We start from the raw sequence: 25,813 nt of genomic DNA, 5'->3' as shown, positions 1-25,813 counted from the left end.
GACCATTGACTATGCGGCCATCGAAGCCCGCCGAGCGGAGATGAGACGGCGCCACGTCTTAGCGCACCGGCCATCGAGCAGCGCTCGGGGCCTACACCATATGGCCCTGCTCTCGTCGGACGTGGAACGCACCATCAAGTTCTACCAGGAACTCCTGGAGTTCCCGCTCACGGAGATCATCGAGAACCGCGACTACAAGGGCTCGAACCACTTCTTCTTCGACATCGGCAACGGCAACCTGCTCGCGTTCTTCGACTTCCCCGGCCTCGACCTCGGGCCGTACCAAGAGGTGCTGGGCGGGCTGCACCACGTCGCGATCTCCGTCGACCCCGCCACCTGGGAGCGGTTGCGCGGGAAGCTGGAGATGGCCGGCGTGCCGCACCAGATAGAGAGCGGCGCCTCCATCTACTTCAAGGACCCCGATGGCGCCCGGCTGGAGCTGCTCGCCGACCATCTCGGTGAGATGTACGGCTCGCGTGTGCTGTGACCGCGGGTCCGCCCTAGCGCCGCGACGCCCTGCGCGTACGCGGCTTGCCCGCACGGGGCTCCTGCCTGACGCCCGCGTGCCTTTCTGATCGCTCGGACTTCTCCTTCTGTACGGTGAGGCGCAGCGTGTGCAGTAATCGGCGGCGCCTGGCCCTGTGGGCCTTGGTCTCGGCTGTCTTCGGCGGCGAAGACTTGGGGGTCTTTGGCATGGGGATGTCCTACCCACCCCCCGGGCGATTCCATACTTGAATCCATGCGCCTGACGGAGTTCTGGAGACGGATGAACGCTCACTTCGGCGACACGTACGCCGAGTCGTGGGCCCGCGACTACGTGCTCGCGCCGTTGGGCGGGCGGACCGTCATACAGGCGCTGGCCGACGGGGAGAGCGCCAAGACCGTCTGGCGCGCGGTCTGCCAGGTGGAGGACGTCTCACCCAAGCTCCGCTAGCCGCGGCGGCGTCAGGGCTGCGACATGTCCAGGGCCTGCCGCAACGCGGCCGCCGTGAGCTCCAGCTCGTCCACGCTGCCCTGCCCTCCGGGCGACCACAGGAACGTCCATCCGTGGTGTGACGGGGTGGCGAAAATGATCGTCTGACGGCCCGTACGCGGGTGCCAGACCCACAGCACCGGATCGTCGTTGCCGACCATGCGACTGACCAGGCCATGATGGGGGAGCACCTCGGCGAGTGCCTCCAGATGGGTGCGCCGTTCCCTGGTGTAGCCCCTCGACACTCGCCGCCTCCAACCCTCGGCCCTGCAGTGAGTCTCCCCAGCTCACTGCCCGGACAACACATTGGCGGCCAACATCAGCGGGGTGTGTTCATGAGGATGCGCATGCGTCCGAAGTCGAACGTGAGCGCATACGGCTTGAAGAACTCGTGCGTGGGCAGGCCCCCGATGCGGAAACCGAAACCGTGCTCGAACCAGGAGGGGAACGCGCCGGACAACCCGGGCACCCGGCGGCGGGTGACGGACCCGAGCGCCACCTCGTCCACGGTCACCGGGTGCAAGCCGTCGCCCGGGGGGATCGGGATGCCGGCGGCCTCGAAGGTGGCGCGGGGAGCGGTGAACCCGATGTCGGCGCCCCCGGTGTCGACGAGGAACACCATCCGGTCCAGGCCGTCCACGGTGCCGTGGGACAGCAGGAAGTGGTCGCCCACGTACCCCATGGGCACGCTGTGCTCCGGCCGGACCCAGCCGTTCCTGCGCAGGACGAGTTTCTCGGCCGGATAGTCGATCGTGGACAGGAACCGCGACAGGACGCTCGTGCCGATCGCTCCCTGGGTGACCCGCCCGTCGGGCGCGGTGAGCCGGATCGTGTCCGGAATGGTGTGGACGGGCACGTCCTCGATGCGGAGGTCGCCCATGGCGAGCCGGTCCACGTGTCCCTGGTAGGCCTTGTGGTCTCCGCCGATGGTTCTGCCGGTCGTGTAGCCGTACATGGGGACGCGCAGGCGGTCGGCGTACTCCTGGTTGAGGAAGAACAGGGCAGGCGGAGCGCCGTTCACCGACGCCTCGATCAGGGGCAGCGGATCGGCCGCCACGAACGGGATCTCCACGGTCCGCGGGCTGGAGATCTCGAACTACTCCAACTTCGACGGCAAGGAGGACCTGCTGATGGCGGTCATGCCGCACCGGCTCGAGAGCGAGTCGCGGACGCAGGCGGAGCGCCTGCTCCGTGCCGGGCGGCGACCCGCCATCCCACCGTCCGTGACCAGCTCGTCGCGCTGTTGTTCCCGCCGGGGCACCCCGGCTGCCACCCTCTCGCGCCTCCCGGCAGCTCGCTGGGGGGAGCTCCCGTACGAGCAGGCCGACGCGATACTGAAGTCGCTGGACATCGGCGTGCGACTGCTCACCCTTCTCGCTCCTGAGCAGTGCCCTCCGGAGCCGTTCAGGAGGGCGCTCGAGCTCCTCACCGCCCCCAGATGTCCAGTGACAGCGAACCTTCGGTTGTGACAGCGAAGTTTGAGCGGTCATGCCCCTGCCTGGCGTGACTCACGCCTTCGCGTCGCCATCGTCGATCGGCTCACCTTCGGCGGTCGGCGCTTGGTCCCGTGGAACCTGCTCAGGCGTGACGGCGCAGGCCGTCGACGATGACGCGCAGGAGGTGATGGGCGCGGGCGTCCCACTCGGCGGGTTCCAGACGGGTCAGGTAGCCGATCAGCAGGATGATGTCGCGGGCGTCCACGTCGGGGCGGATGACGCCCTCGGCTTTGCCCGCGTCGAGGAGCGTGGTCAGCGTCTCGCCGATCGGGCCGAGGCTGTGCGCGGACAGATCCTGCCACACCCCCGCCTCGACAGCTGCGAACACCTCGCGCTTGACCTTCGCGTACTCGGCCACCCGGTCCAGCCAGCCGACCAGGGCGGGCAGCGGCTCGTGTTCGGCGAGCAGTTTCGGTGCGGCGGCCACGAGGTCGTCCACGTCCTTGCGATAGACCTCGGCGAGCAGGGCCCCCCGAGTCGGGAAGTGGCGGTAGAGGGTGCCCTGACCGACACCCGCCCGCTTGGCGATCTCATTGAGCTTCACCTCGTTCGCGTTCACGATGACCTCTCGTGCGGCCTTGAGGATCCGTGCGCGGTTCTCGGTGGCGTCGGCTCGGCGGCGGGGGGCGTTCATCGGTCCTCTTCATGGCGAGTTGGCTAAGCGGACACGTGTCCGGTACGGTGGGAGCCCTTAAACGGACACGTGTCCAGTTTACTGTGGAGGAAATCCCCATGTCAGCCATCAGGGGCAAGGTCGTGGCCATCACCGGGGCGAGCAGCGGGATAGGCGAGGCCACCGCGCGCCTGCTCGCCGAGCGGGGCGCCGCCGTCGTGCTCGGCGCGCGGCGGACGGAGCGGCTCGACAAGATCGCCCGTGAGATCCGCGACCGCGGCGGGCGCGCCGTCATCCGAGCCGTGGACGTCACCGCCCGCGAGGACCTCGAACAACTCGTCGGCCTGGCCGTGACGGAGTTCGGGCAGCTCGACGTGTTGGTCGGCAACGCCGGCATCAGCAAGATCGGCCCCGTGGCAGACCTTGACGTGGCCGGCTGGTCGGCGATGATCGACGTCAACCTACGCGGCGTGCTGCACGGCATCGCCGCCGCGCTGCCGGTGTTCCGCGAGCAGGGACAGGGCCACCTCGTGACCACCGTGTCGACGGCCGGGCTGAAGATCACACCCACGATGGCGGTCTACGCCGCGACCAAGAACGCCGTGCGTACCCTCCTGGAAGGGCTGCGGCAGGAGTCGACCGACGGCGTGTTGCGGACGACGGCGGTCTCGCCGGGCTACGTGCGTACCGAACTCGCCGGCTCCATCGACAACCCCGAGGTCCGCGAGGAGATCCGCCGCAACATGAACCAGTACGCCATCGCGCCGGAAGCCGTCGCCCGCGCTGTCGCCTTCGCCATCGAACAGCCCCGTGATGTGGAGATCGGCGAGATCGTCATCCGCCCGACGACCCAGAACTGAGCCGGCCGCCCGCGATCAGGGCGATGCCCTCCAGCAGGCGGCCAGGTGTCGTGGTCGACCCAAACGCCGCGCAGGCTCGCCTCCCACGCGCCCGCGATGTCCGCGAGAAGGTTGGCGCCCATCTTCCAGCCGCCCTCGTCCACGCCGGCCCCACACCGCCGGGCTGCGATGACGAACAGCTCTGCCGCAGGCTTGCGCACCCCTCGGCCCCCGAGATCAACCTTCGACGGCACGAAACCAGTGTTCATCAACCTCGGTGACAATGATCAGCCTTCAGTGACACAGGACGCCAGGGCGGGTGATTGACGGCGACCTGCGTGTTCTTGCTGTGATCGAACAGCCGTTCGGCTACGATGAGTTTCGCCCGAGCCACGCCTTCCCCGGCAGTCGCATGAAAAATGTCGGTGGCAGGCCGTAGCTTTCACTCGACTGATCGGACCACGACCCTCCAGGGGGAGTTCCCATGGCAATCAACGACCGCGAGAAGGCCCTCGAGACCGCGCTCGCTCAGATCGAGCGACAGTTCGGCAAGGGCTCCGTCATGCGCCTGGGCGATGACGCCCGAGCTCCCATCGAGGTGATCCCCACCGGGTCGATCTCCCTTGACGTGGCCCTCGGCATCGGCGGCCTGCCGCGCGGCCGCATCGTCGAGATCTACGGCCCCGAGTCCTCCGGTAAGACCACGATCGCCCTGCACGCGGTGGCCAACGCCCAGCGCGCCGGCGGCATCGCGGCGTTCATCGACGCCGAGCACGCCCTCGACCCCGAATACGCCAAGAAGCTGGGGGTCGACACCGACGCCCTGCTGGTCTCCCAGCCCGACACCGGTGAGCAGGCGCTGGAGATCGCCGACATGCTGATCAGGTCCGGCGCCGTCGACATCATCGTCATCGACTCGGTGGCCGCGCTGGTGCCCAAGGCCGAGATCGAGGGCGAGATGGGCGACAGTCACGTCGGCCTCCAGGCCCGCCTCATGTCCCAGGCCCTGCGCAAGGTCGCCGGCGCGCTCAACAGCACGGGCACCACCGCCATCTTCATCAACCAGCTCCGCGAGAAGATCGGCGTCATGTTCGGCAGCCCCGAGACCACGACCGGTGGTAAGGCGCTCAAGTTCTATGCCTCGGTCCGGATGGACATCCGCCGCATCGAGACCCTCAAGGACGGCACGGAGGCGGTCGGCAACCGCACCAGGATCAAGGTCGTGAAGAACAAGATGGCCCCGCCCTTCCGCGTGGCCGACTTCGACATCCTCTATGGCGTGGGCATCTCCCGCGAGGGCGGCCTCATCGACATGGGTGTGGAGCACGGCTTCGTCCGCAAGTCCGGCGCCTGGTACACGTACGAGGGCGACCAGCTCGGCCAGGGCAAGGAGAACGCCCGCAACTTCCTGAAGAACCACCCCGACATGGCCAACGAGATCGAGAAGAAGATCAAGGACAAGCTGGGCGTGGGCCCCCGCCTCGACGCCCCGGCCGAAGCCGCCGCGGCCCCTGCTCCTGCCCCGGCCGCCGCTCCTTCCGGCCGTGGCTCGAAGTCCACCCCGAAGCCGGGTGACGTCTGATCGTCCACCCCATGAGCGATCGTGCCCCCTCCCATGAGTAACCCGAACCGGCCACCGGCGCCCCAATCCGGGGGCGCCCGGCCCGTCCCTTCCCCCTCCCGGGGCCGCGACCTGGCCCGCTCGGCCGCGGACGGCTGGCCATCGGTCGACGAGTGGCGCGAGCACCGCACCCGCCAACGCGCCTCAGCCGAGAGCGAGGCCGCGACAGACCAGGAAGGACACCCCAACAACCCCACCGCCACAGACGAACAGCCCGACGAGCACACGGCTACAGACGGGCAGGGCGTTGTGCATGCCGCCACGGGCGAGCCGGACGATGTCCGTGCCGCCATGGGCGGACAGGACGGCGTCCACACCGACGATCACGTGACCGCCGGCACCCGGGAGGCCACAGGCCACCTCTACCGGGAACGCACCGGCAGACACCCCTTCTTCGGGAACGACACCGACGATCAGGACGGACCCCGCTTCATCCCCGCGGCCCAAGCCCGATCAGCCGACCAGTACGAATCCCGCACAACCGCCGACACCCAAGTCGGGGCGGATGATCAGCGCGCATCCCGGATCACTGCTGAGGGCCAGGCCGTCGCAGACGATCAGCACGATATGCGCACCGACACCCAGGCCAGCTCAGACGCTGAGGTTGCCGGGCACCCTGGCGACGATGGCTCCGCTGACGCTGACCCGAGTCCTGCCGGCGCCGACCGGGGAGACCCGGACGGCGGATGGGCCACCACCAAGGGATGGCATGCCACAGAGGAGGCCGAGCCTGCCAACCGGGGGGACGGCGGGTGGCACTCCGAGGTGCTCGCGGGGAGCAGCTGGTTCTCGGCCGAACCGTCGGACGACGGCGAGGCCGGGAGGAAACGATCCAGCAAAGGGCGGCGATCCGCCCGCTCCAACGGACGGGCCGGGCGAAATACCCGCGGGCGCGGCCGGCCATCCGAGGAGCCGGACGCCGAAGACCCTGCCGAGGCCCGACAAGACAGCGGGTCCTCCGCCGAAGCTGCGCAGCATGACCACGACTTCGCCGGAGCGCCAGACGACGGTGCCGATTCCGCCGAGTCCGTGCAGGGTGGTGGCGGCTTCGCTGGAAGCGCGCGAGGCGGTGACGGGTTTGCTGGGGCCTGGCCTGATGACGAGCGTCTTGGCGGAGCTGGGCGCAGCGGCGGGGGCTTTGCCGGGACGGGGCGTGGTGATGGGCGTTCTGGCAGATCCAGGCGGCGTGGCAGGGGCTTCGCTGGGGCCGAGCGTGATGGTGGGGGCGGGCAGGGTGATGGGAGCTCTGCCGGATCCGGGCGGAGAGGTGGGAGGTCTCGCGGGTCTGGGCTGAGCGGTGAGGGCTTCGGCGGGGGCGGACAGGACGCTGATCCGGAGTCGGTGGCGCGGGCCATTTGTCTTCGTTTGCTCACCATGGCGCCCAAGACGCGGGCCCAGCTTGCCGAGGCGCTCCGGAAACGTGACGTGCCCGACGAAGCCGCCGAAGCGGTCCTCAGCCGCTTCTCCGAGCTGGGGCTGATCAACGACGAGGCGTTCGCTGCGGCTTGGGTCGACTCGCGGCACCACGGCCGAGGGCTGGCCAAGCGCGCCTTGGCCGCTGAGCTACGTCATCGCGGCGTGGATACCGACACGGTCAAGGAGGCCGTCGAGCGGCTGGATCCCGATCAGGAGGCGGAGACGGCGCGGCGGCTGGTGGAGCGCAAGCTCGCGTCCACTCGGTCGCTCGACCCGCAGACCCGCACGCGGCGGCTGGCGGGCATGCTGGCACGCAAGGGGTACGCCTCAGGGCTGGCTTTCCGCGTCATCCGCGAGGCGCTTGAGCAGGAGGGGATCGAGATGGATGAGGACTTCCCGTAGCATCTCCTGCTCCACGGCGCGCCCCGGATACACGGCTCTCCCCGGGTTTTTCGGGCTCTTCGGGCTCTCGGGCTTCTCCGCGCCCGGGGTTCCGTGGGGTCCCCGAGTCCTGGGGCTCGCTCTGTTCTGTGGCTGTCCTGGTTTGGGGTTCGTCTCGTTCTGGGGCTGGTGCGTTTTGGGGATCTTCGGGTGGCGGCTTTGGTGGATTGCTCGGTCTGCATGTGCTCTTGCATCTGCATCTGCTAGTGCGGCAGTGATTGCGGGTGCATATGCGGGTGCGGGTGCTCTTGCACTCGCACATGCTCCCTTGCCCATGCGCGTCCCCTGTCTTGCCTGTAGGTGTCGGTAGAGATGCAGGCCCGTAAGACACGCTTGATGACGCGTTTGCTTGCTCGTGACCTGTTCGACGCATAACCTCGACGGCAGTGAGGAGTTACTCCGCGCAGCGCGGATTGCCATACCGGTGAACGACGGACGAACGAGGCTGGTTGATCTAGGCGGGCGAGGTGTCGGCTTTGCGAGTCGACGCCCGGTCAGCCTTGGCTGTATATCGATCCAGACGCCGACCGGGCTATTCGTGGCGCGCTTGTGACCCCTCCCGTTTGTGGCCGCGTTATGAGGTGTTGACGACGCGAGGAGGGCGGGGCGCACATGGGGCCGCTTGTCGTAGTGCTGATGGTGGCGGTGCTCGTGCTCGCGTTCGGGATGATCGTCGCGCTTCTCGTCGTCATAAGGCGCACCTCGAGCAGTCTGCCACGCGCTTCCAAGGCCAGTCCCGAGCAGCAGCAAGTCGTACACGAGGAGCTTGAGCAGGCGCGCGAGGAGGCGCAGGAGATCCGGCGCAAGGCCGAGACCGACGCCCAGGAGATTCTGCGCAGGTCGGAGGCTGCGGCCGAGAGCGCCGCGCAGATGCGGCGGGAGGTCGAGGAGGAGAGCCGGACACTCAAGTCCGAGCTCAAGGAGCTGCGCACCGACCTGGAGCGCCGGGAGTCCCGGCTGGCCGAGCGGGAGCAGCGGCTGGACGAGGAGGCCAGGCGGCAGTCCGAGCGCGACAGGAAGCTGGGCGAGACCGAGGTCGAGCTGGCCGACCGGCGCGAGGAGCTGCTCCAGGTCGAGGGGGAGCGGCGGGCCATCCTCGAACGGGTCTCCGGGCTGACCGGCGACCAGGCCAAGGCCGAGCTGGTCAAGGAGATCGAGAACCAGGCCAAGCGCGAGGCCGCGCTGATCGTCCGGGAGATCGAGAGCGATGCCCGCAAGGAGGGCGAGAAGCGGGCCACCAAGATCGTGACGCTGGCCGTGCAGCGGGTGGCGGCGGAGCAGACGGCGGAGTCGGTCGTCAGCGTGCTGCATCTGCCCGGAGACGAGATGAAGGGCCGGATCATCGGGCGCGAAGGGCGGAACATCCGGGCCTTCGAGTCCACGACCGGCGTGAACCTCATCATCGACGACACCCCTGAGGCCGTGCTGCTGTCGTGTTTCGATCCCGTGCGCCGGGAGACGGCCCGGCTGACGCTGGAGAAGCTCGTGCTGGACGGGCGCATCCACCCCCAGCGCATCGAGGAGGCGCACGATCGCAGCCGCCAGGAGGTGCAGGATCTGTGCGCGCGGGCCGGGGAGGACGCCCTGGTCGAGCTGGGTATCACCGACATGCATCCCGAGCTGACGCTGCTGCTCGGGCAGCTCAGGTATCGGACGTCGTACGGGCAGAACGTGCTCAAGCATCTGATCGAGTCCGCGCACATCGCCGGGATCATGGCCGCCGAGCTGAGGATGAACCAGGCGCTGATGAAGCGCTGCGCGCTCCTCCACGACATCGGCAAGGCGCTCACGCACGAGGTCGAGGGCAGCCACGCGCTGATCGGGGCGGAGATCGCCCGCAGGTACGGCGAGGAGGAGGACGTGGTGCACGCCATCGAGGCGCACCACAACGAGGTCGAGGTGCGTACCGTCGAAGCGGTTCTCACGCAGGCCGCCGACGCGATCAGCGGCAGCCGTCCTGGCGCCCGCCGCGAGTCCCTGGAGGCGTACGTCAAGCGGCTGGAGCGGCTGGAGGAGATCGCGCAGTCGTACGAGGGCGTGGAGAAGGTCTTCGCCATGCAGGCCGGGCGGGAGATCCGGGTCATGGTCAAGCCGGATGCGATCGATGACATCCAGGCGCAGGTGATCGCCCGTGATGTGGCCAAGCAGGTGGAGGAGGAGCTGACGTATCCGGGGCAGATCCGCATCACCGTGGTGAGGGAGTCCCGGGCCACCGAGTTCGCGAGGTAGGACTCGTCGCTGGTCTGGAACACCGCGGTGGGGGAACACCGCGGTGGGTGTGGTGGTTGGTCGGCGTTCGTCGATGCGGCGTGGGTGCGGCGGTGTTCGATCGTCCATGTGGGGCTGCCGGGTGTGGTGGTGCCAGGGGAGGGTGAGGGGCCGGGGCCGGGTTCGCGCTGATCGGCCGGCGTTCGTGGAGGGCCGACGGGCGCGGAGGGGCGGCGTTCAGGGCGGGCCAACGGGTGCGGAGGGCCGGTGGGCGCAAAGGGTCGGTGGGTGGGGAGGGCCGGCGGGCGTGGTGGTGCCTGAGGGAGGCTGAGGCGCCGGAGCACGCCCGCCGGAGTCCACCTCCTGGAGGAGCGTCAGGCAAGGCGGATCCGGGGGTCGAGGAGCCCGTACGCCACGTCCACCAGCAAGTTCGCCACCACCACCGCGGTCGTCGCCAGCGTGACCACGCCCATGATCACGGGCAGGTCCCCGCTGACGAACGCCTGCACCACCGCCTGCCCCACGCCGCCCAGGCCGAAGACCGACTCCGTCACCACCACCCCGCCGATCAGCGTGCCCACGTCCACCCCGAGCTGCGTCACCACCGGCGTGAGCGCCGCCCGCAGGCCGTGCCGGTAGATCACGCGCCGCTCGGGCACCCCCTTGGCCCGGGCCGTGCGGATGTAGTCCTCGCCGAGCACGTCCAGCATGGAGCCGCGGGTGAGCCGGGCGTACGACGCCGCCTGGACCGTGGCCAGCGTGATCCACGGCAGGATCAGGTGGCGGGCCCATTCGGCGGGGTTCTGCGAGAACGGCACGTACGAGTCGGGCGGCAGGATAGGCACCCCCGCCATGGTGAGCTGGAAGAACAGGAAGTACAGCAGCAGCAGGCCCACCACGAAGGTCGGCATGGAGACCCCGGCCAGCGCCAGCAGCGTCAGGCCGCGATCCATCAGCGACCGGACCCGGGTGGCGCTGAGCACCCCCGCGCCGACGCCGAGCGTGAACCACAGCACCGCACCCCCCAGCACCAGCGAGAACGTCGGCGGGAAGTCGGCGGCCAGCAGCTTGCCGACCGATTCGCCGGAGAAGTACGACTGGCCGAGGTCGCCGTGGAGCAGCCTGCCCAGGTAGTCCAGGTACTGGACGAGGGTGGGCCGGTCGAGGCCGAGGTTGTGGCGGATCAGCTCCACCTGCTCGGGCGTGGCCTGCCGCCCGGCCAGCGTCCTGGCGGGATCGCTCGGCGCGACGAAGAACAGCAGGAACGTCCCGAGGGTGACCAGCCAGAGCACGAGCAGGCCGAGCAGGGCCCGGCGCAGCAGGAACGCGCGCAGCATCACGCCCCCTTACGGGTACGTCGGCGGCGGCTGAACAGGCGCTCCATCCGCGGATCGAGCGCGTCCCTGATCCCGTCGCCCACCAGGTTGAACGCGAGCGTGGTGACCAGCAGCGTGGCGGCCGGGAACCCCAGGTACCAGTACGCCACCCGGTAGAACCCCTGCGCCTCGCTCAGCAGGTTCCCCCACGACGGGGTGGGCGGGACGATCCCCAGCCCCAGGTACGACAGCGTCGACTCGAACACGATGGCCGCCGGCACCAGCAGCGTGGTCAGCACGATGACGGGAGCGAGCAGGTTCGGCAGGATGTCCACGAACATGATCCGGAAGTCGCCCGCCCCCATGGACCGGGCCGCGTCGACGTACTCGCGCTCCTTCACCGACAACGTCTGCCCGCGCACCACGCGGGCGATGGCCGCCCACGAGTAGAAGGCGATCACCCCGATCGTGGCGGACAGCGAGGGCCCGGCGATGGACACCACCGCGATCGCGAAGATCAGGTACGGGAACGACAGCACCACGTCCATGAGCCGCGACAGCACGGTGTCCACGACGCCGCCGTAATATCCGGCCAGCAGCCCGACGACCACCCCGACCAGTGCCGCCAGGCCGGTGGCGACCACGCCGACGAGCAGCGAGACCCGGGCCCCGTACAGGACCCTGATGAACAGGTCGCGCCCGAGCCGGTCGGTGCCGAACCAGAACTCCCCGTTCGGCGGCACGGGCAGCCCCTGGGCCGTGATGCCGGTGTCGCGGAACTGGTCGTCGGGGCCGTGGCCGTTCCAGGCGGCGATGAGCGGCGCGGCCAGCGCCAGCGCGCACAGGAGGATGACGACGAGGCCGGACACCATGGCGACCCGGTCGGTCCTGATCCGGCGCCAGGCGAGCTGCCAGGGGCCGCGCCCGGCTATCCCCTGGGAGGTGACGGCGCCGGGTCTGATCTCGGTCAGTGTCATACGACCACCTCAATGGGGAAGTGGCAAGCCGCCGACCCTTCGAGCTGGGGCTCCACGGACGAGCAGACCTCCTGGGCCCGCGGGCACCGCGGATGGAACCGGCACCCGGACGGCGGATCGATCGGGGAGGGCACGTCCCCGGTCAGCACGATCCGCTGCCGCCGCTCGGCCTCGTCCGGGTCGGCCACCGCCGTGGCCGACAACAGCGCGTTCGTGTACGGGTGCCGCGGCCGGTCGTACACCAGCTCCGCGTCCCCCACCTCGACCACCTTGCCCAGGTACATGACCGCGATCCGGTCGCTGATGTGCCGCACCACGGACAGGTCGTGGGCGATGAACAGGTACGTCAGCCCGAACTCCGTCTGCAGATCCTTCAGCAGGTTGAGGATCTGCGCCTGGATGGACACGTCGAGCGCCGACACCGGCTCGTCGCAGATGATCAGCCGGGGCCGCAGCGCGAGCGCCCTGGCCACCCCGATCCGCTGCCGCTGCCCGCCGGAGAACTCCGCCGGGAACCGGTTGTAGTGCTCCGGATTGAGCCCGACCCGCTCCATCAGCTCCTGAACGGTCCGGCGGAGCTGCTCGCCGCTCATGACCCGGTGGATCACGAGCGGGTCGGCGATGATCGACCCGACCCGCCGGCGCGGGTTCAGCGAGCCGTACGGGTCCTGGAAGATGACCTGGATGTCGCGGCGGTAGGGCCGCATGCGCTTCCTGGGCAGGTTCGTGATGTCCGCGCCGTCGAACCGCACGCTGCCGGAGGTGACCGGATGCAGCCCCGCGACGCAGCGCGCGAGCGTGGACTTGCCGCAGCCGGTCTCGCCGACCAGGCCCAGCGTCTCGCCGGGGGCGAGCGCGAAGCTGACCCCGTCGACCGCCTTGACCTGCCCGACCACGTGCTTGACCAGCGCGCCCGTGGTGATGGGGTAGTGCTTGACCAGGTTGGAGACTTCGAGCAGCATCACGACTCCTTCGCCTTGAGCCGCAGCGCGTCCGCCGCCGCGCCCAGCCCGACCGCCTCGTGCGGCAGCCAACAAGCTGAGGCGTGACTGCCCTCACCTGTGACCGTGGCCAGGGGCGGCCGCTCGGCCGAGCAGACCGGCATCGCGTACGGGCAGCGCGGGTGGAACGCGCACCCGGACGGCAGCGCGATCAGGCTCGGCGGCGAGCCGGGGATGGGCCGCAGCCGCCCGCCCCGGTCCCCGCTGCTGCCGGGGATCGACTCCAGCAGGCCCTTGGTGTACGGGTGGTGCGGCCGGTAGTAGAGCGTGCGCCGGTCGGCCCGCTCCACGGCGAGCCCGGCGTACATGACCAGCACCTCGTCCGCCATGCCCGCCACCACGCCGAGGTCGTGCGTGATGAGGATGAGCGCGATCCCGAACTCCGCCTGCACCCGCGTGATGAGCTCCAGGATCTGCGCCTGCACGGTCGCGTCGAGCGCCGTGGTCGGCTCGTCGGCCACGATCAGCTTCGGGTTGAGCGCGAGCGACATCGCGATCATCGCCCGCTGCCGCATGCCGCCGGAGAACTGGTGGGGGTAGTCGTCCACCCGTCGATCCGGCCGGGGGATGCCGACCAGGCCGAGCAGCTCGACCGCCCGCCTCCTGGCCTCGGCGCGGGAGGTGTCCGGCCGGTGCACCCTGATCAGCTCCTCGATCTGCCAGCCGACCTTGTAGAGCGGGTGCAGGCTGGTCAGCGGGTCCTGGAAGATCACGCTGATCTCGGCGCCGCGGATGTGGCGCAGCCGCTCGCCGTCGAGCTCGAGCAGGTCGACGCCGTCGAACACGGCGCTGCCCGAGATGTCGGCCCCGGGGGTGAGCCCCAGGATGGCCTGGGTGCTCACCGTCTTGCCGCTGCCGGACTCGCCGACGATCGCCAGCGTGCGGCCGCGTTCGATGCGGAACGACAGCCCCCGCACGGCCTGCACCACGCCGTCGGACGTGGGGAAGGCCACGCGGAGGTCTGTCACCTCGAGCAGGCTCATCACGGGTTGTTGGGGTCGAGCCAGAGGTTGGTGAAGTCGTAGAGCTGGAACGCCGGCAGGTACAGGGCATTCTGCACGCGCTTGCTCTTGTAGATCGGCGTGTTCTGGTTGTTGAGCGGCACGATCACCGCGTCGCCCATCACCGTCGTGTCGACCTGGTGCCACAGCGCGGCCGACTTCGTCTGGTCCTGCTCGGCCAGCGCCTGCTTGATCAGCGAGTCCACCTTGGGGTTGCTGTAGCAGCCGTAGTTGCTGGTGCCGGGGTTGCAGTTGGTCTCGAACAGCGGCTGTACGACCGCGCGGCCGTTGTTGCCGTACCAGTCGGGGACCCAGCCGGGGGCCGAGATGTCCCACTTGCTGGCCTTGGCGATGGAGGTGTTCTGCAGGAAGGCGCCGTAGTAGTCGCCCTGCCGGACCGGCAGCCCCTTCACCGTGATCCCGCACTTCTGCAGGTCCGCCGAGTACGACTGGAAGTTGGCCGGGTGGTTGCCCGCGTTGCGGAAGGCGCCGATGAGGGTCAGCCCGTTCGGGTAGCCGGCCTCGGTGAGCAGCTGCTTGCACTTGGCCGGGTCGCCCGCGTCACCCGGGCTCGGGTACGGGTTGTACTCCTGGTATCCGATGTTGCCCGGCGGGATCGCCGTGTGCAGCGGCGTGGCCACGTCCGCGCCGCCGTAGACCTTGGCGATGGCGACCTTGCTGACCGCGTACTCGATGGCCTGGCGGACCTTGAGCTTGCCCATGGCGCCGCCGGCGTTCTTGCTCTGCAGGTTGAAGACGATGTACGGGTTGCTCACCGCGCCCGGGAAGATCGTGAAGTTGGGATCGCCGGAGCTCTTGAGCCGCGGGATCTGCGCGGTCGGCACCGGCAGGTCCCACGACAGGTCGGCGCTGCCGGCCTCGAGCTGCTGCTGCACCGCGTCCGGCTCGTTGACGCCCATCTTGACCTCGATGGCGTTCACGTACTGGTGCCTGATCGGGTCCGAATCCTGCTTCCAGGCCGGGTTCCGCTCCAGCCTGATCGACTTGGTGGCCACGTACTGGGTGATCCGGTACGGGCCGTCGGAGATCGTGTGCTGGCGGAACGTGGCGTCGTCCGGCACGTACTGGTCGTACTCCTTGGGCGCTGCCACGGAGAAGTTCAGCGACAGGATGTTGAGGAAGTCGCTGGCGGGCTGGGTCAGCGTGAACACCAGCGTCTTGTCGTCCTTGGCCTGGACGCCCGCGATCTCGTGGGAGTTCTGGAAGTCGGCCAGCGCCGCGGCGGTGGGCTTGGCCTTGGTGAACGCCTTGGCGTACGCGTCGCAGTACGCCTTCATGCCCTTGATCGTGCTCGTGTAGTAGCCGGGCGCGCCGGAGCCCGCCACCGGGTTGCAGATGCGCTTGAAGCCGCGCACGAAGTCGCCCGCCGTCACGTCGCGCGGCGGCTGCGTGTCCCACTGCACGCCGTCACGGAGCTTGATCGTGTACGTGAGCCCGTCGGCGCTCAGGCCGCCGTTGCCCGTCGTGGGCAGCTCGGAGGCGACGTCGGGGACGAGCGCGAAGCCCTTGGTGGTGTCGGACCCCTTCGCCACCCCGTTGAGCGCGAAGAGCCCGCGGGTGTACGTGCGCAGGATCCCGTTGGTGACCGTGTAGTACGAGCTCGTGGGGTCGAGGTGATCGACGTCCCCGCCGCCCACGAGCCTGAGCGTGCCCCCGGAAACCGGCTGGCCCGGGGCGGAGGAGGTGGGCGGGGCGGAATTCCTGGCTCCGGTGTCTGTCTGGCAGGCGGTGGCGAACAAAGTTGCGAAGACCGCCACGGCAATGCTGAAATGGCGCATGCTGGCCATCTGGCCTCCCTCGTGCCGAGATGCGGGGCGTGCATGGCTGGCCGTGTGGGGCGTGCGCCGTGGCCGCGGAGCACGTCCCACCTTGCATGGTCACGCCGGAGGAAGCGCAGGAGAAAAGCCGGTTATACAACCGATGATGATTAGCGACTCGTAAGTAATATCGATTTGGTGCGAATTCTGTTAAAGAATTACGACATTAGCTAAAAAGCTGCTGGTAGAAGGCCAACTCGGCGGCCAGCGCGGTCACCCGCGTCTCCGTGCGACGGAAGCCGTGCGACTCGCCCTCGAACGCCAGATACGTGCACGGCACGCCCCGCTCCGACAGCGCGTCGGCGAACGCCGTCGACTGCTCGGGCGGCACCACAGGATCGTCGAGCCCCTGCAGGAGCAGCATGGGGCAGCTCACGCCGTTCACGAGGGCGAGCGGCTCCCTGGAGGCGTACACCTGCGGGTCGTCCGGCCCCACCAGCCACTCGACGTATCGGGATTCGAAGTCGTGGGTGTGCGCCGCGAGGGGCGCGAGCGCGCTGACGCCGAAGTACGACACCCCGCCGGCGAACACGTCGGACCGGCAGCAGGCCGCCATCACGGTCCACCCGCCCGCGCTGCCGCCGCGCACCGCGATCCTGCGGGGGTCGGCGAGCCCTTCCGCGGCCAGCCACCGGGCGGCGGCGATCGTGTCGGCCACGTCCACCAACCCCCACTGCCCCTTCAGCCGCTCGCGGTAGGCCCTGCCATAGCCGGTCGAGCCGCCGTAGTTGACGTCGAGCACGCCGATGCCGCGCGAGGTCAGGAACGCCTTCTCCAGGTCGAGCGCGGTGTCGGCGTGCGCGGTCGGCCCGCCGTGCACGAAGATCACGTAGGGTGGCGTGTTCTCGGCCGCCGGACCGTACGGCGGGTAGAGGAAGGCGGGCGCGGGCGACTCGACCGCGCGGGGGACGGGCAGGAGGGCCCGGTCGGGCAGCCGCGAGAGGTCGCTCTTGAGCGCGCCGGCAGCGCCGGAGGCGACGTCCACGCTGACGACCGAGCGGGGGAGCGTGGGGGCGTACCCGATGCCGACCACGGACGTGCCCTCCGCGGCCAGCGCCGCGTCCCACCCGTCGTAGGGCACCTCGAGGTCGGTGAGCGTGCCCGAGCCGGGGTCCAGCACGCCCAGCCGCAGGTCGCCACGGCCGTGCAGGACCGCGAGGCGGCCGTCGCCGAGCACGGTGTACGGATGCCCGCCCAGCCGCCACGGCGGAAGCGTGAACTCCTCCTCGGCGGCATGGAGCGCCCGGAGCCCGTCGCCGCGCAGGCCGACCTCGTAGAGGTTCCACCAGCCGGAGCAGTCGGAGACCAGGTAGAGGCTGGAGTCGTCCTTCCAGGCCGGGGCCAGCACCGACTCGGCCGGGCCGCCCTTCACCGTCCAGGCGCCGCCGCCCGACAGCCGGGTGACGCGCAGCTCGGTGCCGTCCCAGGGCATGCGCGGGTGGTTCCAGCAGACGTAGGCCAGGTGCCGCCCGTCGGGGGAGAGGGTGGGAGAGGCGTAGAAGTCGCAGCCGGTGGCCCACTCGTGGATCTCGCCGCCGTTCAGCGAGATCGACACGATCGCCCGGGTGACCTTGCCGTCTTCGGTGTGGCGCTCGCGGACGCACCAGACCTGGCCGTCGCGCACCAGCGGGTCCGCGTAGCGGCAACCCTCGTCCGTGATGGGTTTCGGGTCGCCGTAATCGCCCAGAATGTACAGGCGTTGGTCTTTGAAGTTGGCGAAGACCACTTCGCCCCCTGTTGTGATGGCGTACGGTCTGCCGCCGTACTCGTGGACCCTGGTGTGCGCGCTCCATGGGGCCCGCAGCAGGTCACGCTGGGTGCCGTCGGCGTCGCGGCACACGATCGTGGTGCGCCCGCCTTCGTCCGGGCGGTCCTCGGTCCACCAGATCCGGCCGTCCTGGGCCGTGGGCCAACCGGGGCGCACGCCGGAGGCGGCCACGTCTCTGGTCGAGATGGGGGAGGGCCAGAAAGGCATACCCGCATCCTGCCGGAAGATCGGCAAGCGCGTGGGGCGGTCCCCACAGTTCAGGGGCACCCCGCGGGCGCCGGGAGGGACGGCGGCAGCTTGAGCCCCGTCTTGCCGAACCACCTGTGCAGCAGCCGCGTGGCCGTGCCGTCATGCCACATCGCGGCGACCGCCTGGTCGACGGCCTCGCAGGTGGCGGTGTCGCCCTTCTTGATGCCGACTCCCCAGTACTCGTTGCTGACGGGGTCGTTCAGCAGCCGGAAGCGGCCCGGCTCCTGCTCGGCGAACCCCGCCAGGACCAGGTTCTCGGTGCTGACCGCGTCGAGCTTGCCGGCGGCGAGCTTGCGTACGCAGTCGGAGTAGTTGGCCGCGGGCACTAGCTGCATGGGCAGGCTCAGCTTGCCGTTGGGCGGGGGATCGACGATCCGCCGGTACGCGTTCGAGCCCTCCGCCAGGCAGAGCCGCTTGCCCCGCAGGTCGGTCACCTTCTTGATGCTGGTGTCGCTCGCGCGGACCATCGTGTCCTGCGGGGTGACGACGTAGGGCCCGCCGAACGTCACCTTGGGCCGGCGCGACGGGATGACGCTGTAGGTGGCGACGATGAGGTCCACGCTGCCGTTCTGGAGCAGCACCTCACGGGCGGACGAGGGCGACTCGCGCCAGGTGATCTGCACGTGCCGGCCGCGGGCGAGGTACTTGACGATGTAGTTGGCCACGTCCACGTCCAAGCCCTCAGGAGGGCCGTCCCCGGTCTTCAGGCCCAGGCTCGGCTGGTCCCACTTGGTGCCGACGACGACCCTGCCGGCGTTCCTGATCTTGTCCACGACGCTGGCGTAGGAGCCCGCGCCTCCGCACGCGGCGGCCAATGCCACCACGGCCGCCCCCGCGAGAGCCACCCCACGCATGGAGACAGTCTGAGGGCTGGGCAAACCGTACGGGCCGGACTTGGGGCGGTTTCAACGGAGAAATGGGGTCTTTTTGGAGATTTGCGGACGTACGGGCGCCATTGCGCCCGTACGTCCGATCACTCCACGGAACGGTCGGGACCCAGCCCGGCGTCCTCGGTGCCCTCACCCGCGCCCACGCTGACCTCGGCCGAGCCGGGCGCCGCGATCGGAGCGGCGGCCGTCTTACGGCTGCGCCTGCTGCGCCGCTCCAGCCACGTGGCCAGGAAGCTCAGCGCCATGTTGAGCGCCACGTAGATGATCCCGATGACGATCGCCGCCGGGATGAGCGAGCCGAAGAACGCGGCCGGCAGGATCTTGAAGCCGGTGTTGAGCAGGTCGACGTAGGCGATGATGTAGCCGAGCGCGGTGTCCTTCAGCAGCACCACGAGCTGGCTGACGATCGCCGGCATCATCGCCGTGACGGCCTGCGGCAGCAGCACCAGGCGCATGACCTGGTTCTTGCGCATGCCCACCGCGAAGGCCGCCTCCGACTGGCCGCGCGGCACCGCGTGCACGCCCGCCCTGACCACCTCGGCCAGCACCGAGCCGTTGTAGAGCATCAGGCCGAGCACGACCGCGATGAAGGTGTAGTCGCCGCCCCCCAACACCGCCGGCGCGAGGTAGAAGATGAAGAAGATCAGCAGCAGCAGCGGGATGGCCCTGAAGACCTCGACCACCACGCCCGCCGGGATGCGGATCCAGGCGTGGTCGGAGAGCCTGGCCAGGCCGAAGACCGCGCCGAAGACCAGCGCGAGCACCGCGGCCACCACGGCGGCCTGCAGCGTGCCGAGCAGGCCGGGGAGGATGAAGGTCTCCCACGTCCCCCATTGCAGGAACGGCTGCCAGATCTTGCCTTCCCACTGGCCCTTGGCGTCGAAGCCGCGGTAGATGCCGTAGAGGACGGCGGCCACGGCCACGACGCTGATCACCGTGAGGAGGCCGTTGCGCACCCGCGCGCGCGGCCCGGGGGCGTCGAACAGGACTGTGGTGCTCATCGCGCCACCGCCAGACGCCTGGCCAGCCGGCCGGTGAAGAAGCCGATGGGCAGCGTCACGGCCATGAAGGCGACCACGATGCCGAGGAAGATCGGGATCGACGCGCCGACCTGGTCGAAGGCCTCCTTCATCTTGCTCGCGGAGTCCATGGCGAACCCGCCGGCGGTCGCCACGGTCGTGTTCTTGACCATGGCGATCATCACGCTGCCGAGCGGGGCGATGACCGCGCGGAACGCCTGCGGGAGGATGATCATCCGCAGCGACTGCATGAACGTCAGCCCGATCGCCCTGGCCGCCTCGGCCTGCCCGAGCGGCACCGTGTTGATGCCCGCGCGCAGCGCCTCGCAGACGAAGGCCGCGGTGTAGGCCGACAGGCCCATCGCGACGATCCAGAACGAGTTGGTGGTGGGCACGTCGGAGAAGACGAGCCCGAGCTGGTCGCTGAGGCCGAGCGCGGAGAAGGCCAGCACCAGCGTGAGGGGGGTGTTGCGCACTATGTTGACGTAGATCGTGCCGGCCGCGCGCAGCACCGGCGTGGGGGAAACTCTCATCGCCACCAGGACGGTGCCGAGAATGAGCGAGGCGATAGCGGCCACGATGGAGAGCTTGATGTTCTCCAGGAACCCCAGTGCGAGGTCGGGCGCGTATCTAATCAGATCTTCCATCGTGCTCCACCGCATAGGGGAGCGGCGGCCGGGTCACCGGCCGCCGCCTCTGGCATGATCAGCTGCAACCCTCGGCGGGCGGTGCCGCCTCCGACAACTTCAGGCCCTGAATGCCGCCGAACCACTTCTCCAGCAGCTGCTTCATGGTGCCGTTGTCCCAGAGCGCCTTCACGGCGGTGTTGACGGCCTCACACGTCTTGGTGTCGCCCTTCTTCAGGCCGACGCCGTACTTCTCGTCAGTGAAGCCCTGGCCGAGCACCTTGAAGTTGCCGCCGGCCTGCTTGGCGAAGCCCGCCAGGATCAGGTCGTCGGTGGTGACGGCGTCGAGGTTGCTGCCGGTCAGCTTCTGCACGCACTCGGAGTAGTTGGCCGCGTCGACGGTGGTGGCGTCGATGTCGAGCTTGCCGTCCGGCGGCGGGTCGGTGATCCGCTTGTAGGAGTTGGAGCCGGCCGCCTTGCAGATCTTCTTGCCCTTGAGGTCCTGCGGCGCGTTGATCGCGGTGTCGTCCTTGCGGACCATCACGTCCTGGTGGGCGACGACGTAGGGGCCGCCGAAGGTGACCTTGCCCTTGCGCTCCTCGGTGATGGAGTACGTGGCGAAGATGATGTCGACCGTGCCGTTCTGGAGGAACGGCTCGCGGTTGGACGAGGCCGACTCCTTCCAGTTGATCTGCGGGTCCTTGCCACCGTTGATCTGCTTCAGCACGGCCTTGGCCACGTCGACGTCGAAGCCCTCGGGCCCGTTGGCCGCCTTCAGGCCCAGGCTCGGCTGGTCCCACTTGGTGCCGACGACGATCGTGCCGCCGTCCTTGACCTTGTCCACCACGCTGGCGTAAGTCTTGCTCCCGCCGCCGCAAGCGGTCAGACCGGCGGCGAGTGCCGCAATTGAGAGCACTGCTCCCATATGACGCATGTGCATGTATACCTGCCTCAATGATCAGTGCGTGAGGATCTTGGAAAGAAAGTCACGCGCCCGGTCGGTCTGCGCGTTGGTGAAGAACTCGTCGGGGGTGTTCTCCTCCACGATCTGGCCGTCGGCCATGAAAACCACCCTATTGGCGGCTCTCCGGGCGAAGCCCATCTCGTGGGTGACGACCATCATGGTCATCCCGTCGCGAGCCAGCCCGATCATCACGTCGAGCACCTCCTGCACCATCTCGGGGTCCAGAGCGGAGGTCGGCTCGTCGAACAGGATCATCTTCGGCTCCATGGCCAGCGCCCTGGCGATGGCCACACGCTGCTGCTGGCCGCCGGAGAGCTGGGCCGGATATTTGTCCGCCTGCGCCGCGATGCCCACGCGCTCGAGCAGCTCCATCGCCCGCTTGTTGGCCGCGTCCTTCGAGACGCCGCGCACCTTGAGGGGGCCGAGCGTGACATTGTCACGGATGGTCTTGTGAGCGAACAGGTTGAACGACTGGAAGACCATGCCGACTTCGGAGCGCAGCTTCGCCAGCCCCTTGCCCTCCTGGGGGAGCACCTGGCCGTCAAAGATGATCTGCCCCTCGCTGATCGTCTCCAGACGGTTGATCGTGCGGCAGAGCGTGGACTTGCCGCCGCCCGAGGGACCGATAACGACCAGCACCTCGCCGCGGGAGACGGTCAGGTTTATGTCCTTCAGGACGTGCAACGCCCCAAAGTGTTTGTTGACGTTCTCCAACCGTACGAGTGGAGCGTCGTTACCGTTCTCCGTCATGGGTCAAACCGTAGAGTGCTCTAGAGCGCTGGTCACTAACCAAGCGGTACCGATCCGATCACATCATGCCACCAAGCTGGCCTTTTAGCGCAGTCGGGACTATGTGGAGCCGGAGAGCGACTACCCTTGAACGTGCCATGACTGTGACCCAGGAGGGCGCCCGCACATACGAAGTGCGCACATACGGGTGCCAGATGAACGTGCACGACTCCGAGCGGCTGTCCGGTCTGCTGGAGGACGCCGGCTACGTGCCCGCCCCCGAGGGCGAGACCGCCGACGTGGTCGTGTTCAACACGTGTGCCGTGCGGGAGAATGCCGACAACCGCCTCTACGGCAACCTCGGCCATCTCCGGCCCGCCAAGGTGAGCAACCCGCGCATGCAGATCGCGGTGGGCGGCTGCCTGGCGCAGAAGGACCAGGGCGAGATCGTCCGCAAGGCGCCGTGGGTCGACGTGGTCTTCGGCACCCACAACATCGGCTCGCTGCCGGTGCTGCTGGAGCGGGCCCGCATCGAGGGCGAGGCGCAGGTCGAGCTGAAGGAGTCGCTGGAGGTCTTCCCCTCCACGCTGCCCACCAAGCGCGAGTCCGCCTACGCCGCCTGGGTGTCCATCTCGGTCGGCTGCAACAACACGTGCACCTTCTGCATCGTGCCGTCGCTGCGCGGCAAGGAGAAGGACCGCCGCCCCGGCGACATCCTCGCCGAGGTCCAGACGCTGGTCGACCAGGGTGTGCTCGAGGTCACGCTGCTGGGCCAGAACGTCAACACCTACGGCGTCGAGTTCGGCGACCGCCTGGCCTTCGGCAAGCTCCTGCGCTCGTGCGGCGCGATCGACGGCCTGGAGCGCGTGCGCTTCACCTCGCCCCACCCGGCGGCCTTCACCGACGACGTCATCGCCGCCATGGCCGAGACGCCCAACGTCATGCACCAGCTCCACATGCCCCTGCAGTCGGGCTCCTCGCGCCTCCTGCGCGCGATGCGCCGCTCCTACCGGGCGGAGCGCTACCTCGGCATCATCGAGCGGGTGCGCGCGGCCATGCCCGACGCGGCCATCTCGACCGACATCATCGTCGGCTTCCCGGGGGAGACCGAAGAGGACTTCCAGGGCACGCTCGACGTGGTCCGCGAGAGCCGCTTCGCCAACGCCTTCACCTTCCAGTACTCCATCCGGCCCGGCACCCCGGCGGCCACCATGCCCGACCAGGTGCCCAAGGAGGTCGTGCAGGAGCGCTACGAGCGGCTCGTGGCCCTGCAGGAGGAGATCTCCTGGGAGGAGAACAAGAAGCAGGTGGGGCGCACGCTGGAGGTGCTGGTCGCCGAGGGCGAGGGCCGCAAGGACGACGCCACCCGCCGCCTGTCGGGCCGCGCCGCCGACAACCGCCTGGTCCACTTCGCGGTCGGCGCCGAGACGCCGCGGCCCGGTGACATGGTCACGGTCGAGGTCACGTACGCGGCCCCGCACCACCTGGTGGCCGACGGCCCGGCGGCGACGGTCCGGCGCACGAGGGCCGGCGACGCCTGGGAGTCCCGCCAGGGCGGCGCGAAGCCCGCGCCGGGGGTTCTGCTGGGCATGCCCACCATCGGCCGCCCGGCCCCTGCCCCCGCCGCCCCTTCCGGAGCCTGCTCGGCCCACTGAACGCCGCCCCGGCTCCGGTCAGTGCGCGAGGCGGTTGAGGTATGCGTAGCAGGGCTCGCGGCGGAAGTCGCGGAACGTGGCGCAGGGATCGGCCCCTCCCGAGATCGCCGGCGGCGGGTCCGCGCGCCGGTCCGGCTCCGGGGCGGAGCGCACCTCGGGCGGCGCCTGGGGAGTGGGTGAGCTCACCGGTGGCGGCACGGCCACCTCGTTCCGGGGTGGCGCCGAGCGCTTCGGGGCCGTTCTCGCGGACGGTGGTGTCGTGGCGACGGAGGCGGGAGGCCGGGTCGTCGGGGCGAGCCGGTCCGGGACGGGCGCCGGAGGGAGCGGCGGGTCGCCGTAGACCGAGGCCGGCGGGCCCGGGTCGAGGGACGGCACGGCGTAGAGCGATGCCAGGGGGTCCGCCGCACCGGGCGAGGGAACGACCTGGACCCACGAGAGCTCCTGGAACGATCCATGCGATTGATCCGGGCTCGGTGTCGCGGAAGGAGAATTCGATCTTGGGGTAAGCGGGCTTTTCTGATCGAATTCGGGTGGGCTTTGCGCGGGCGGTTCGGCGGAGTTGGTAAATGCCAGGAATATGCCCGCGATCGCGGTCGCGAGCACCCCGGCGACTCCGGCGACCGGTGCGAGGTGGGCACGGCGACCTGGGTAAACGGATCCACGGGGGGACATGTCGTGATTCCTTTGTGATTGGTGTGCGAGCATTCATCCGTTGCGGCTAGTGTGGTCCATCACCCGCGGAAGCCGGTTAGCTTTCGCCGATACGACCGCAGGGAGCTGTACCACCATGCGAGATCCGATCGAGCCGGATCGTCACGAGATCCTGTCCGGGCCCGGGGACACCCACCCGGCGGACAAACCTCCGAAGAGCACGAAGAAGACCGTCGCCATCGCCGCTTCGGCGCTCGTCGCCGTGCTCGCGGCGGGTGGCGTCGGCTACATGCTGGCCGCGAACCCCGCCGGCACCGTCCAGCCGGGCGGCGCCCGCCCCGCGCCCGCCCAGAGCACGGCGGGGAACGAGGACCTCGGTGGCGACGACGCCACCATGGGCGACGTCACCACCGACGCCCCCGAGGGTGACCCGGCGGCCGACGCCCCCGACGCCGCCCCCGACGATGGCGGCGTGGGCGACGCCGCCCCCGACCTGGGCACGGGCGACGAGCCCACGGGTGGCAAGCGGCCCGCCACGACGTCCCCCGCCAAGCCGGGCCCCACCAAGTCGGCCCCCACCAAGTCGGCCCCCACCAAGTCGGCCCCCACCAAGTCGGCGCAGCCGGCCGACGGCGACAATCCCGCCGACGGTCCGGCGGGCGAGCTCAGCGGCCAGTGCTCCAAGAGCGGGTGCTGATCCGGCCCGGTCAAGTGGCTCGGCGTTTATCGGTGGCATTGGACCTACGGCGAGAGCCGCCTCGGTCCGTAGAGTCGCACCATGACGACTGACAGAGCCTCAGCCCTGCGCGCGCTGCACGTGCCGGGAGACCCCGTGATCCTGCCGAACGTCTGGGACGCCGCCTCCGCCCTGGCCGTGCGGGAGGCCGGGTTCCCCGCCGTGGCCACCAGCAGCGCCGCCGTCGCCCGGGTCCTGGGGTACGAGGACGGCGAGCGGACGCCGGTCGGCGAGATGATGGCGGCCGTCGCCCGCATCGCCAGGGTCGTGGACGCGCCCGTCACCGCCGACATCGAGCGCGGCTACGGGCTCAAGCCCGCCGAGCTGGTCGAACGCCTGCTCGCCACCGGAGCCGTGGGCTGCAACCTGGAGGACTCCGGCGCCGGCGGGCTGATCGATTCCGGCGAGCAGGCCGACTTCCTGGCCGAGGTCCGGGCCGCGGCGGGTCAGGCGCTGGTGATCAACGCGAGGGTCGACACCTACCTGCTCGGCCCGAAGACGCGCGAGGCGGCGCTGGAGCGCGGGCGGCGGTATCTGGCGGCGGGGGCCGACTGCGTCTACCCGATCGGGCTGGTCGACGAGGACGAGATCCGGGCATTGGTGAGCGAGCTGGGCGGGCCGGTGAACGTCTACGTCCGGCCCGGCGCCGCGGAGCCGGCTCGGCTGGCCGAGCTCGGCGTGGCCCGGATCAGCTTCGGCAGCGGGCTGCACCAGGCCGTCCACGTCTACGCCCAGGGTCTGTTCGCGAAGGTCAGGGCAGGTCGCAGTCCGTACTGAGCGGGCCGC

General features: G+C 69.6%; 26 protein-coding genes and 1 pseudogene. 11 read left to right on the top strand and 16 right to left on the bottom strand.

All coding sequences use genetic code 11. The annotated features are described in order from the left end of the window. Positions 1–40: 40 nt before the first annotated feature. Positions 41–487: a VOC family protein gene (locus AB0L65_RS04335; protein WP_364240570.1), complete on the top strand. Its 447-nt coding sequence runs from the start codon at positions 41–43 to the stop codon at positions 485–487. 13 nt (positions 488–500) lie between these two features. On the opposite strand, the gene AB0L65_RS04330 is transcribed toward AB0L65_RS04335, so the two are convergent. Next, positions 501–695 carry a hypothetical protein gene (locus AB0L65_RS04330; protein ID WP_364240156.1) on the bottom strand — a complete coding sequence of 65 codons (195 nt, stop codon included), beginning with the start codon at positions 693–695 and terminating at the stop codon, positions 501–503. A gap of 44 nt (positions 696–739) precedes the next feature. Here AB0L65_RS04330 and AB0L65_RS04325 point away from each other — a divergent pair, with 44 nt between their 5' ends. Continuing rightward, positions 740–934, top strand: coding sequence for a DUF3046 domain-containing protein (locus tag AB0L65_RS04325; RefSeq protein ID WP_350724793.1), 195 nt, complete (start codon positions 740–742; stop codon positions 932–934). Between the two features lie 11 nt (positions 935–945). Here the strand turns inward: AB0L65_RS04325 and AB0L65_RS04320 are convergent, their stop codons facing one another. Continuing rightward, positions 946–1,218, bottom strand: a complete 273-nt coding sequence (locus tag AB0L65_RS04320) for a hypothetical protein (protein ID WP_364240154.1) — start codon at positions 1,216–1,218, stop codon at positions 946–948. A 74-nt stretch (positions 1,219–1,292) separates the two neighbouring features. Further along, positions 1,293–1,994 carry an aspartyl protease family protein gene (locus AB0L65_RS04315; RefSeq protein WP_364240152.1) on the bottom strand — a complete coding sequence of 234 codons (702 nt, stop codon included), beginning with the start codon at positions 1,992–1,994 and terminating at the stop codon, positions 1,293–1,295. Here AB0L65_RS04315 and AB0L65_RS04310 point away from each other — a divergent pair. Next, positions 1,960–2,442: a hypothetical protein gene (locus tag AB0L65_RS04310; RefSeq protein WP_364240150.1), complete on the top strand. Its 483-nt coding sequence runs from the start codon at positions 1,960–1,962 to the stop codon at positions 2,440–2,442. The two genes, AB0L65_RS04315 and AB0L65_RS04310, sit on opposite strands and share 35 nt — an antisense overlap. Before the next feature lie 109 nt (positions 2,443–2,551). Here the strand turns inward: AB0L65_RS04310 and AB0L65_RS04305 are convergent, their stop codons facing one another. Continuing rightward, positions 2,552–3,103 carry a TetR/AcrR family transcriptional regulator gene (locus AB0L65_RS04305; RefSeq protein ID WP_364240148.1) on the bottom strand — a complete coding sequence of 184 codons (552 nt, stop codon included), beginning with the start codon at positions 3,101–3,103 and terminating at the stop codon, positions 2,552–2,554. Between the two features lie 98 nt (positions 3,104–3,201). Between AB0L65_RS04305 and AB0L65_RS04300 the strand changes: the two genes are divergently transcribed. Both AB0L65_RS04300 and recA read left to right on the top strand, forming a co-directional pair. Further along, on the top strand, positions 3,202–3,942 hold the full coding sequence (locus tag AB0L65_RS04300; RefSeq protein WP_364240146.1) for an SDR family oxidoreductase: 741 nt from the start codon (positions 3,202–3,204) through the stop codon (positions 3,940–3,942). Positions 3,943–4,405: 463 nt separating this feature from the next. Beyond that, positions 4,406–5,392 (top strand): annotated as a pseudogene (gene recA / locus AB0L65_RS04295) (recombinase RecA); the annotation flags it as partial. Positions 5,393–5,686: 294 nt separating this feature from the next. On the opposite strand, the gene AB0L65_RS04290 reads toward recA, so the two are convergent. Further along, a complete protein-coding gene (locus AB0L65_RS04290; protein ID WP_364240606.1) occupies positions 5,687–5,869 on the bottom strand; it encodes a hypothetical protein in 183 nt (60 codons plus the stop codon). Here AB0L65_RS04290 and recX point away from each other — a divergent pair. Continuing rightward, complete coding sequence (recX, locus tag AB0L65_RS04285) at positions 5,834–7,360, top strand: recombination regulator RecX (protein WP_364240567.1); 1,527 nt, start codon at positions 5,834–5,836, stop codon at positions 7,358–7,360. The two genes, AB0L65_RS04290 and recX, sit on opposite strands and share 36 nt — an antisense overlap. Positions 7,361–8,011: 651 nt before the next feature. Continuing rightward, the gene (gene rny, locus AB0L65_RS04280; RefSeq protein WP_364240144.1) at positions 8,012–9,628 is read left to right on the top strand and encodes a ribonuclease Y; all 1,617 of its coding nucleotides are present in this window, start codon (positions 8,012–8,014) and stop codon (positions 9,626–9,628) included. Positions 9,629–9,981: 353 nt separating this feature from the next. Here rny and AB0L65_RS04275 read toward each other — a convergent pair whose 3' ends face one another. The 11 genes from AB0L65_RS04275 to AB0L65_RS04225 all read right to left on the bottom strand — a co-directional run bounded on the left by AB0L65_RS04275 (position 9,982) and on the right by AB0L65_RS04225 (position 22,006). Continuing rightward, entirely contained in the window at positions 9,982–10,944 is a 963-nt protein-coding gene (locus AB0L65_RS04275) for an ABC transporter permease (RefSeq protein WP_364240142.1), read from the bottom strand. Continuing rightward, positions 10,944–11,900 carry an ABC transporter permease gene (locus AB0L65_RS04270; protein ID WP_350724807.1) on the bottom strand — a complete coding sequence of 319 codons (957 nt, stop codon included), beginning with the start codon at positions 11,898–11,900 and terminating at the stop codon, positions 10,944–10,946. The genes AB0L65_RS04275 and AB0L65_RS04270 overlap by 1 nt, the downstream gene beginning before the upstream one ends. Next, positions 11,897–12,862, bottom strand: a complete 966-nt coding sequence (locus tag AB0L65_RS04265; RefSeq protein ID WP_364240140.1) for a dipeptide ABC transporter ATP-binding protein — start codon at positions 12,860–12,862, stop codon at positions 11,897–11,899. The genes AB0L65_RS04270 and AB0L65_RS04265 overlap by 4 nt, the downstream gene beginning before the upstream one ends. Further along, positions 12,862–13,869: an ABC transporter ATP-binding protein gene (locus AB0L65_RS04260; RefSeq protein WP_364240138.1), complete on the bottom strand. Its 1,008-nt coding sequence runs from the start codon at positions 13,867–13,869 to the stop codon at positions 12,862–12,864. The genes AB0L65_RS04265 and AB0L65_RS04260 overlap by 1 nt, the downstream gene beginning before the upstream one ends. Positions 13,870–13,883: 14 nt before the next feature. Next, complete coding sequence (locus AB0L65_RS04255) at positions 13,884–15,710, bottom strand: ABC transporter substrate-binding protein (RefSeq protein WP_364240136.1); 1,827 nt, start codon at positions 15,708–15,710, stop codon at positions 13,884–13,886. 196 nt (positions 15,711–15,906) lie between these two features. Next, positions 15,907–17,715 carry a prolyl oligopeptidase family serine peptidase gene (locus tag AB0L65_RS04250; protein WP_364240134.1) on the bottom strand — a complete coding sequence of 603 codons (1,809 nt, stop codon included), beginning with the start codon at positions 17,713–17,715 and terminating at the stop codon, positions 15,907–15,909. Positions 17,716–17,765: 50 nt separating this feature from the next. Further along, on the bottom strand, positions 17,766–18,611 hold the full coding sequence (locus AB0L65_RS04245) for a transporter substrate-binding domain-containing protein (RefSeq protein ID WP_364240132.1): 846 nt from the start codon (positions 18,609–18,611) through the stop codon (positions 17,766–17,768). 119 nt (positions 18,612–18,730) lie between these two features. Further along, on the bottom strand, positions 18,731–19,648 hold the full coding sequence (locus AB0L65_RS04240; RefSeq protein ID WP_364240130.1) for an amino acid ABC transporter permease: 918 nt from the start codon (positions 19,646–19,648) through the stop codon (positions 18,731–18,733). Beyond that, positions 19,645–20,313 carry an amino acid ABC transporter permease gene (locus tag AB0L65_RS04235; RefSeq protein ID WP_364240128.1) on the bottom strand — a complete coding sequence of 223 codons (669 nt, stop codon included), beginning with the start codon at positions 20,311–20,313 and terminating at the stop codon, positions 19,645–19,647. Before AB0L65_RS04235 ends, AB0L65_RS04240 begins: the two co-directional genes overlap by 4 nt. Before the next feature lie 58 nt (positions 20,314–20,371). Then, positions 20,372–21,217 carry a glutamate ABC transporter substrate-binding protein gene (locus tag AB0L65_RS04230; RefSeq protein ID WP_363967561.1) on the bottom strand — a complete coding sequence of 282 codons (846 nt, stop codon included), beginning with the start codon at positions 21,215–21,217 and terminating at the stop codon, positions 20,372–20,374. A 33-nt stretch (positions 21,218–21,250) separates the two neighbouring features. After that, a complete protein-coding gene (locus AB0L65_RS04225; RefSeq protein WP_192791054.1) occupies positions 21,251–22,006 on the bottom strand; it encodes an amino acid ABC transporter ATP-binding protein in 756 nt (251 codons plus the stop codon). A 137-nt stretch (positions 22,007–22,143) separates the two neighbouring features. On the opposite strand from AB0L65_RS04225, the gene miaB reads away from it, so the two are divergent. The 4 genes from miaB (at position 22,144) to AB0L65_RS04205 (ending at position 25,804) form a co-directional block, all read left to right on the top strand. Continuing rightward, complete coding sequence (miaB, locus tag AB0L65_RS04220) at positions 22,144–23,640, top strand: tRNA (N6-isopentenyl adenosine(37)-C2)-methylthiotransferase MiaB (RefSeq protein ID WP_364240126.1); 1,497 nt, start codon at positions 22,144–22,146, stop codon at positions 23,638–23,640. A 76-nt stretch (positions 23,641–23,716) separates the two neighbouring features. Then, positions 23,717–23,980 carry a hypothetical protein gene (locus tag AB0L65_RS04215; protein ID WP_364240125.1) on the top strand — a complete coding sequence of 88 codons (264 nt, stop codon included), beginning with the start codon at positions 23,717–23,719 and terminating at the stop codon, positions 23,978–23,980. A gap of 447 nt (positions 23,981–24,427) precedes the next feature. Further along, on the top strand, positions 24,428–24,988 hold the full coding sequence (locus AB0L65_RS04210) for a hypothetical protein (RefSeq protein ID WP_364240123.1): 561 nt from the start codon (positions 24,428–24,430) through the stop codon (positions 24,986–24,988). A gap of 81 nt (positions 24,989–25,069) precedes the next feature. Beyond that, entirely contained in the window at positions 25,070–25,804 is a 735-nt protein-coding gene (locus tag AB0L65_RS04205) for an isocitrate lyase/phosphoenolpyruvate mutase family protein (RefSeq protein WP_364240121.1), read from the top strand. Positions 25,805–25,813 lie beyond the last annotated feature (9 nt).

The sequence above is a fragment of the Nonomuraea sp. NPDC052116 genome (assembly GCF_040680035.1).
GTDB classification, from domain to species: domain Bacteria; phylum Actinomycetota; class Actinomycetes; order Streptosporangiales; family Streptosporangiaceae; genus Nonomuraea; species Nonomuraea angiospora_A.
Note: the sequence above shows the minus strand (reverse complement) of the source record. Positions and strands in the feature narration are given on the sequence as shown.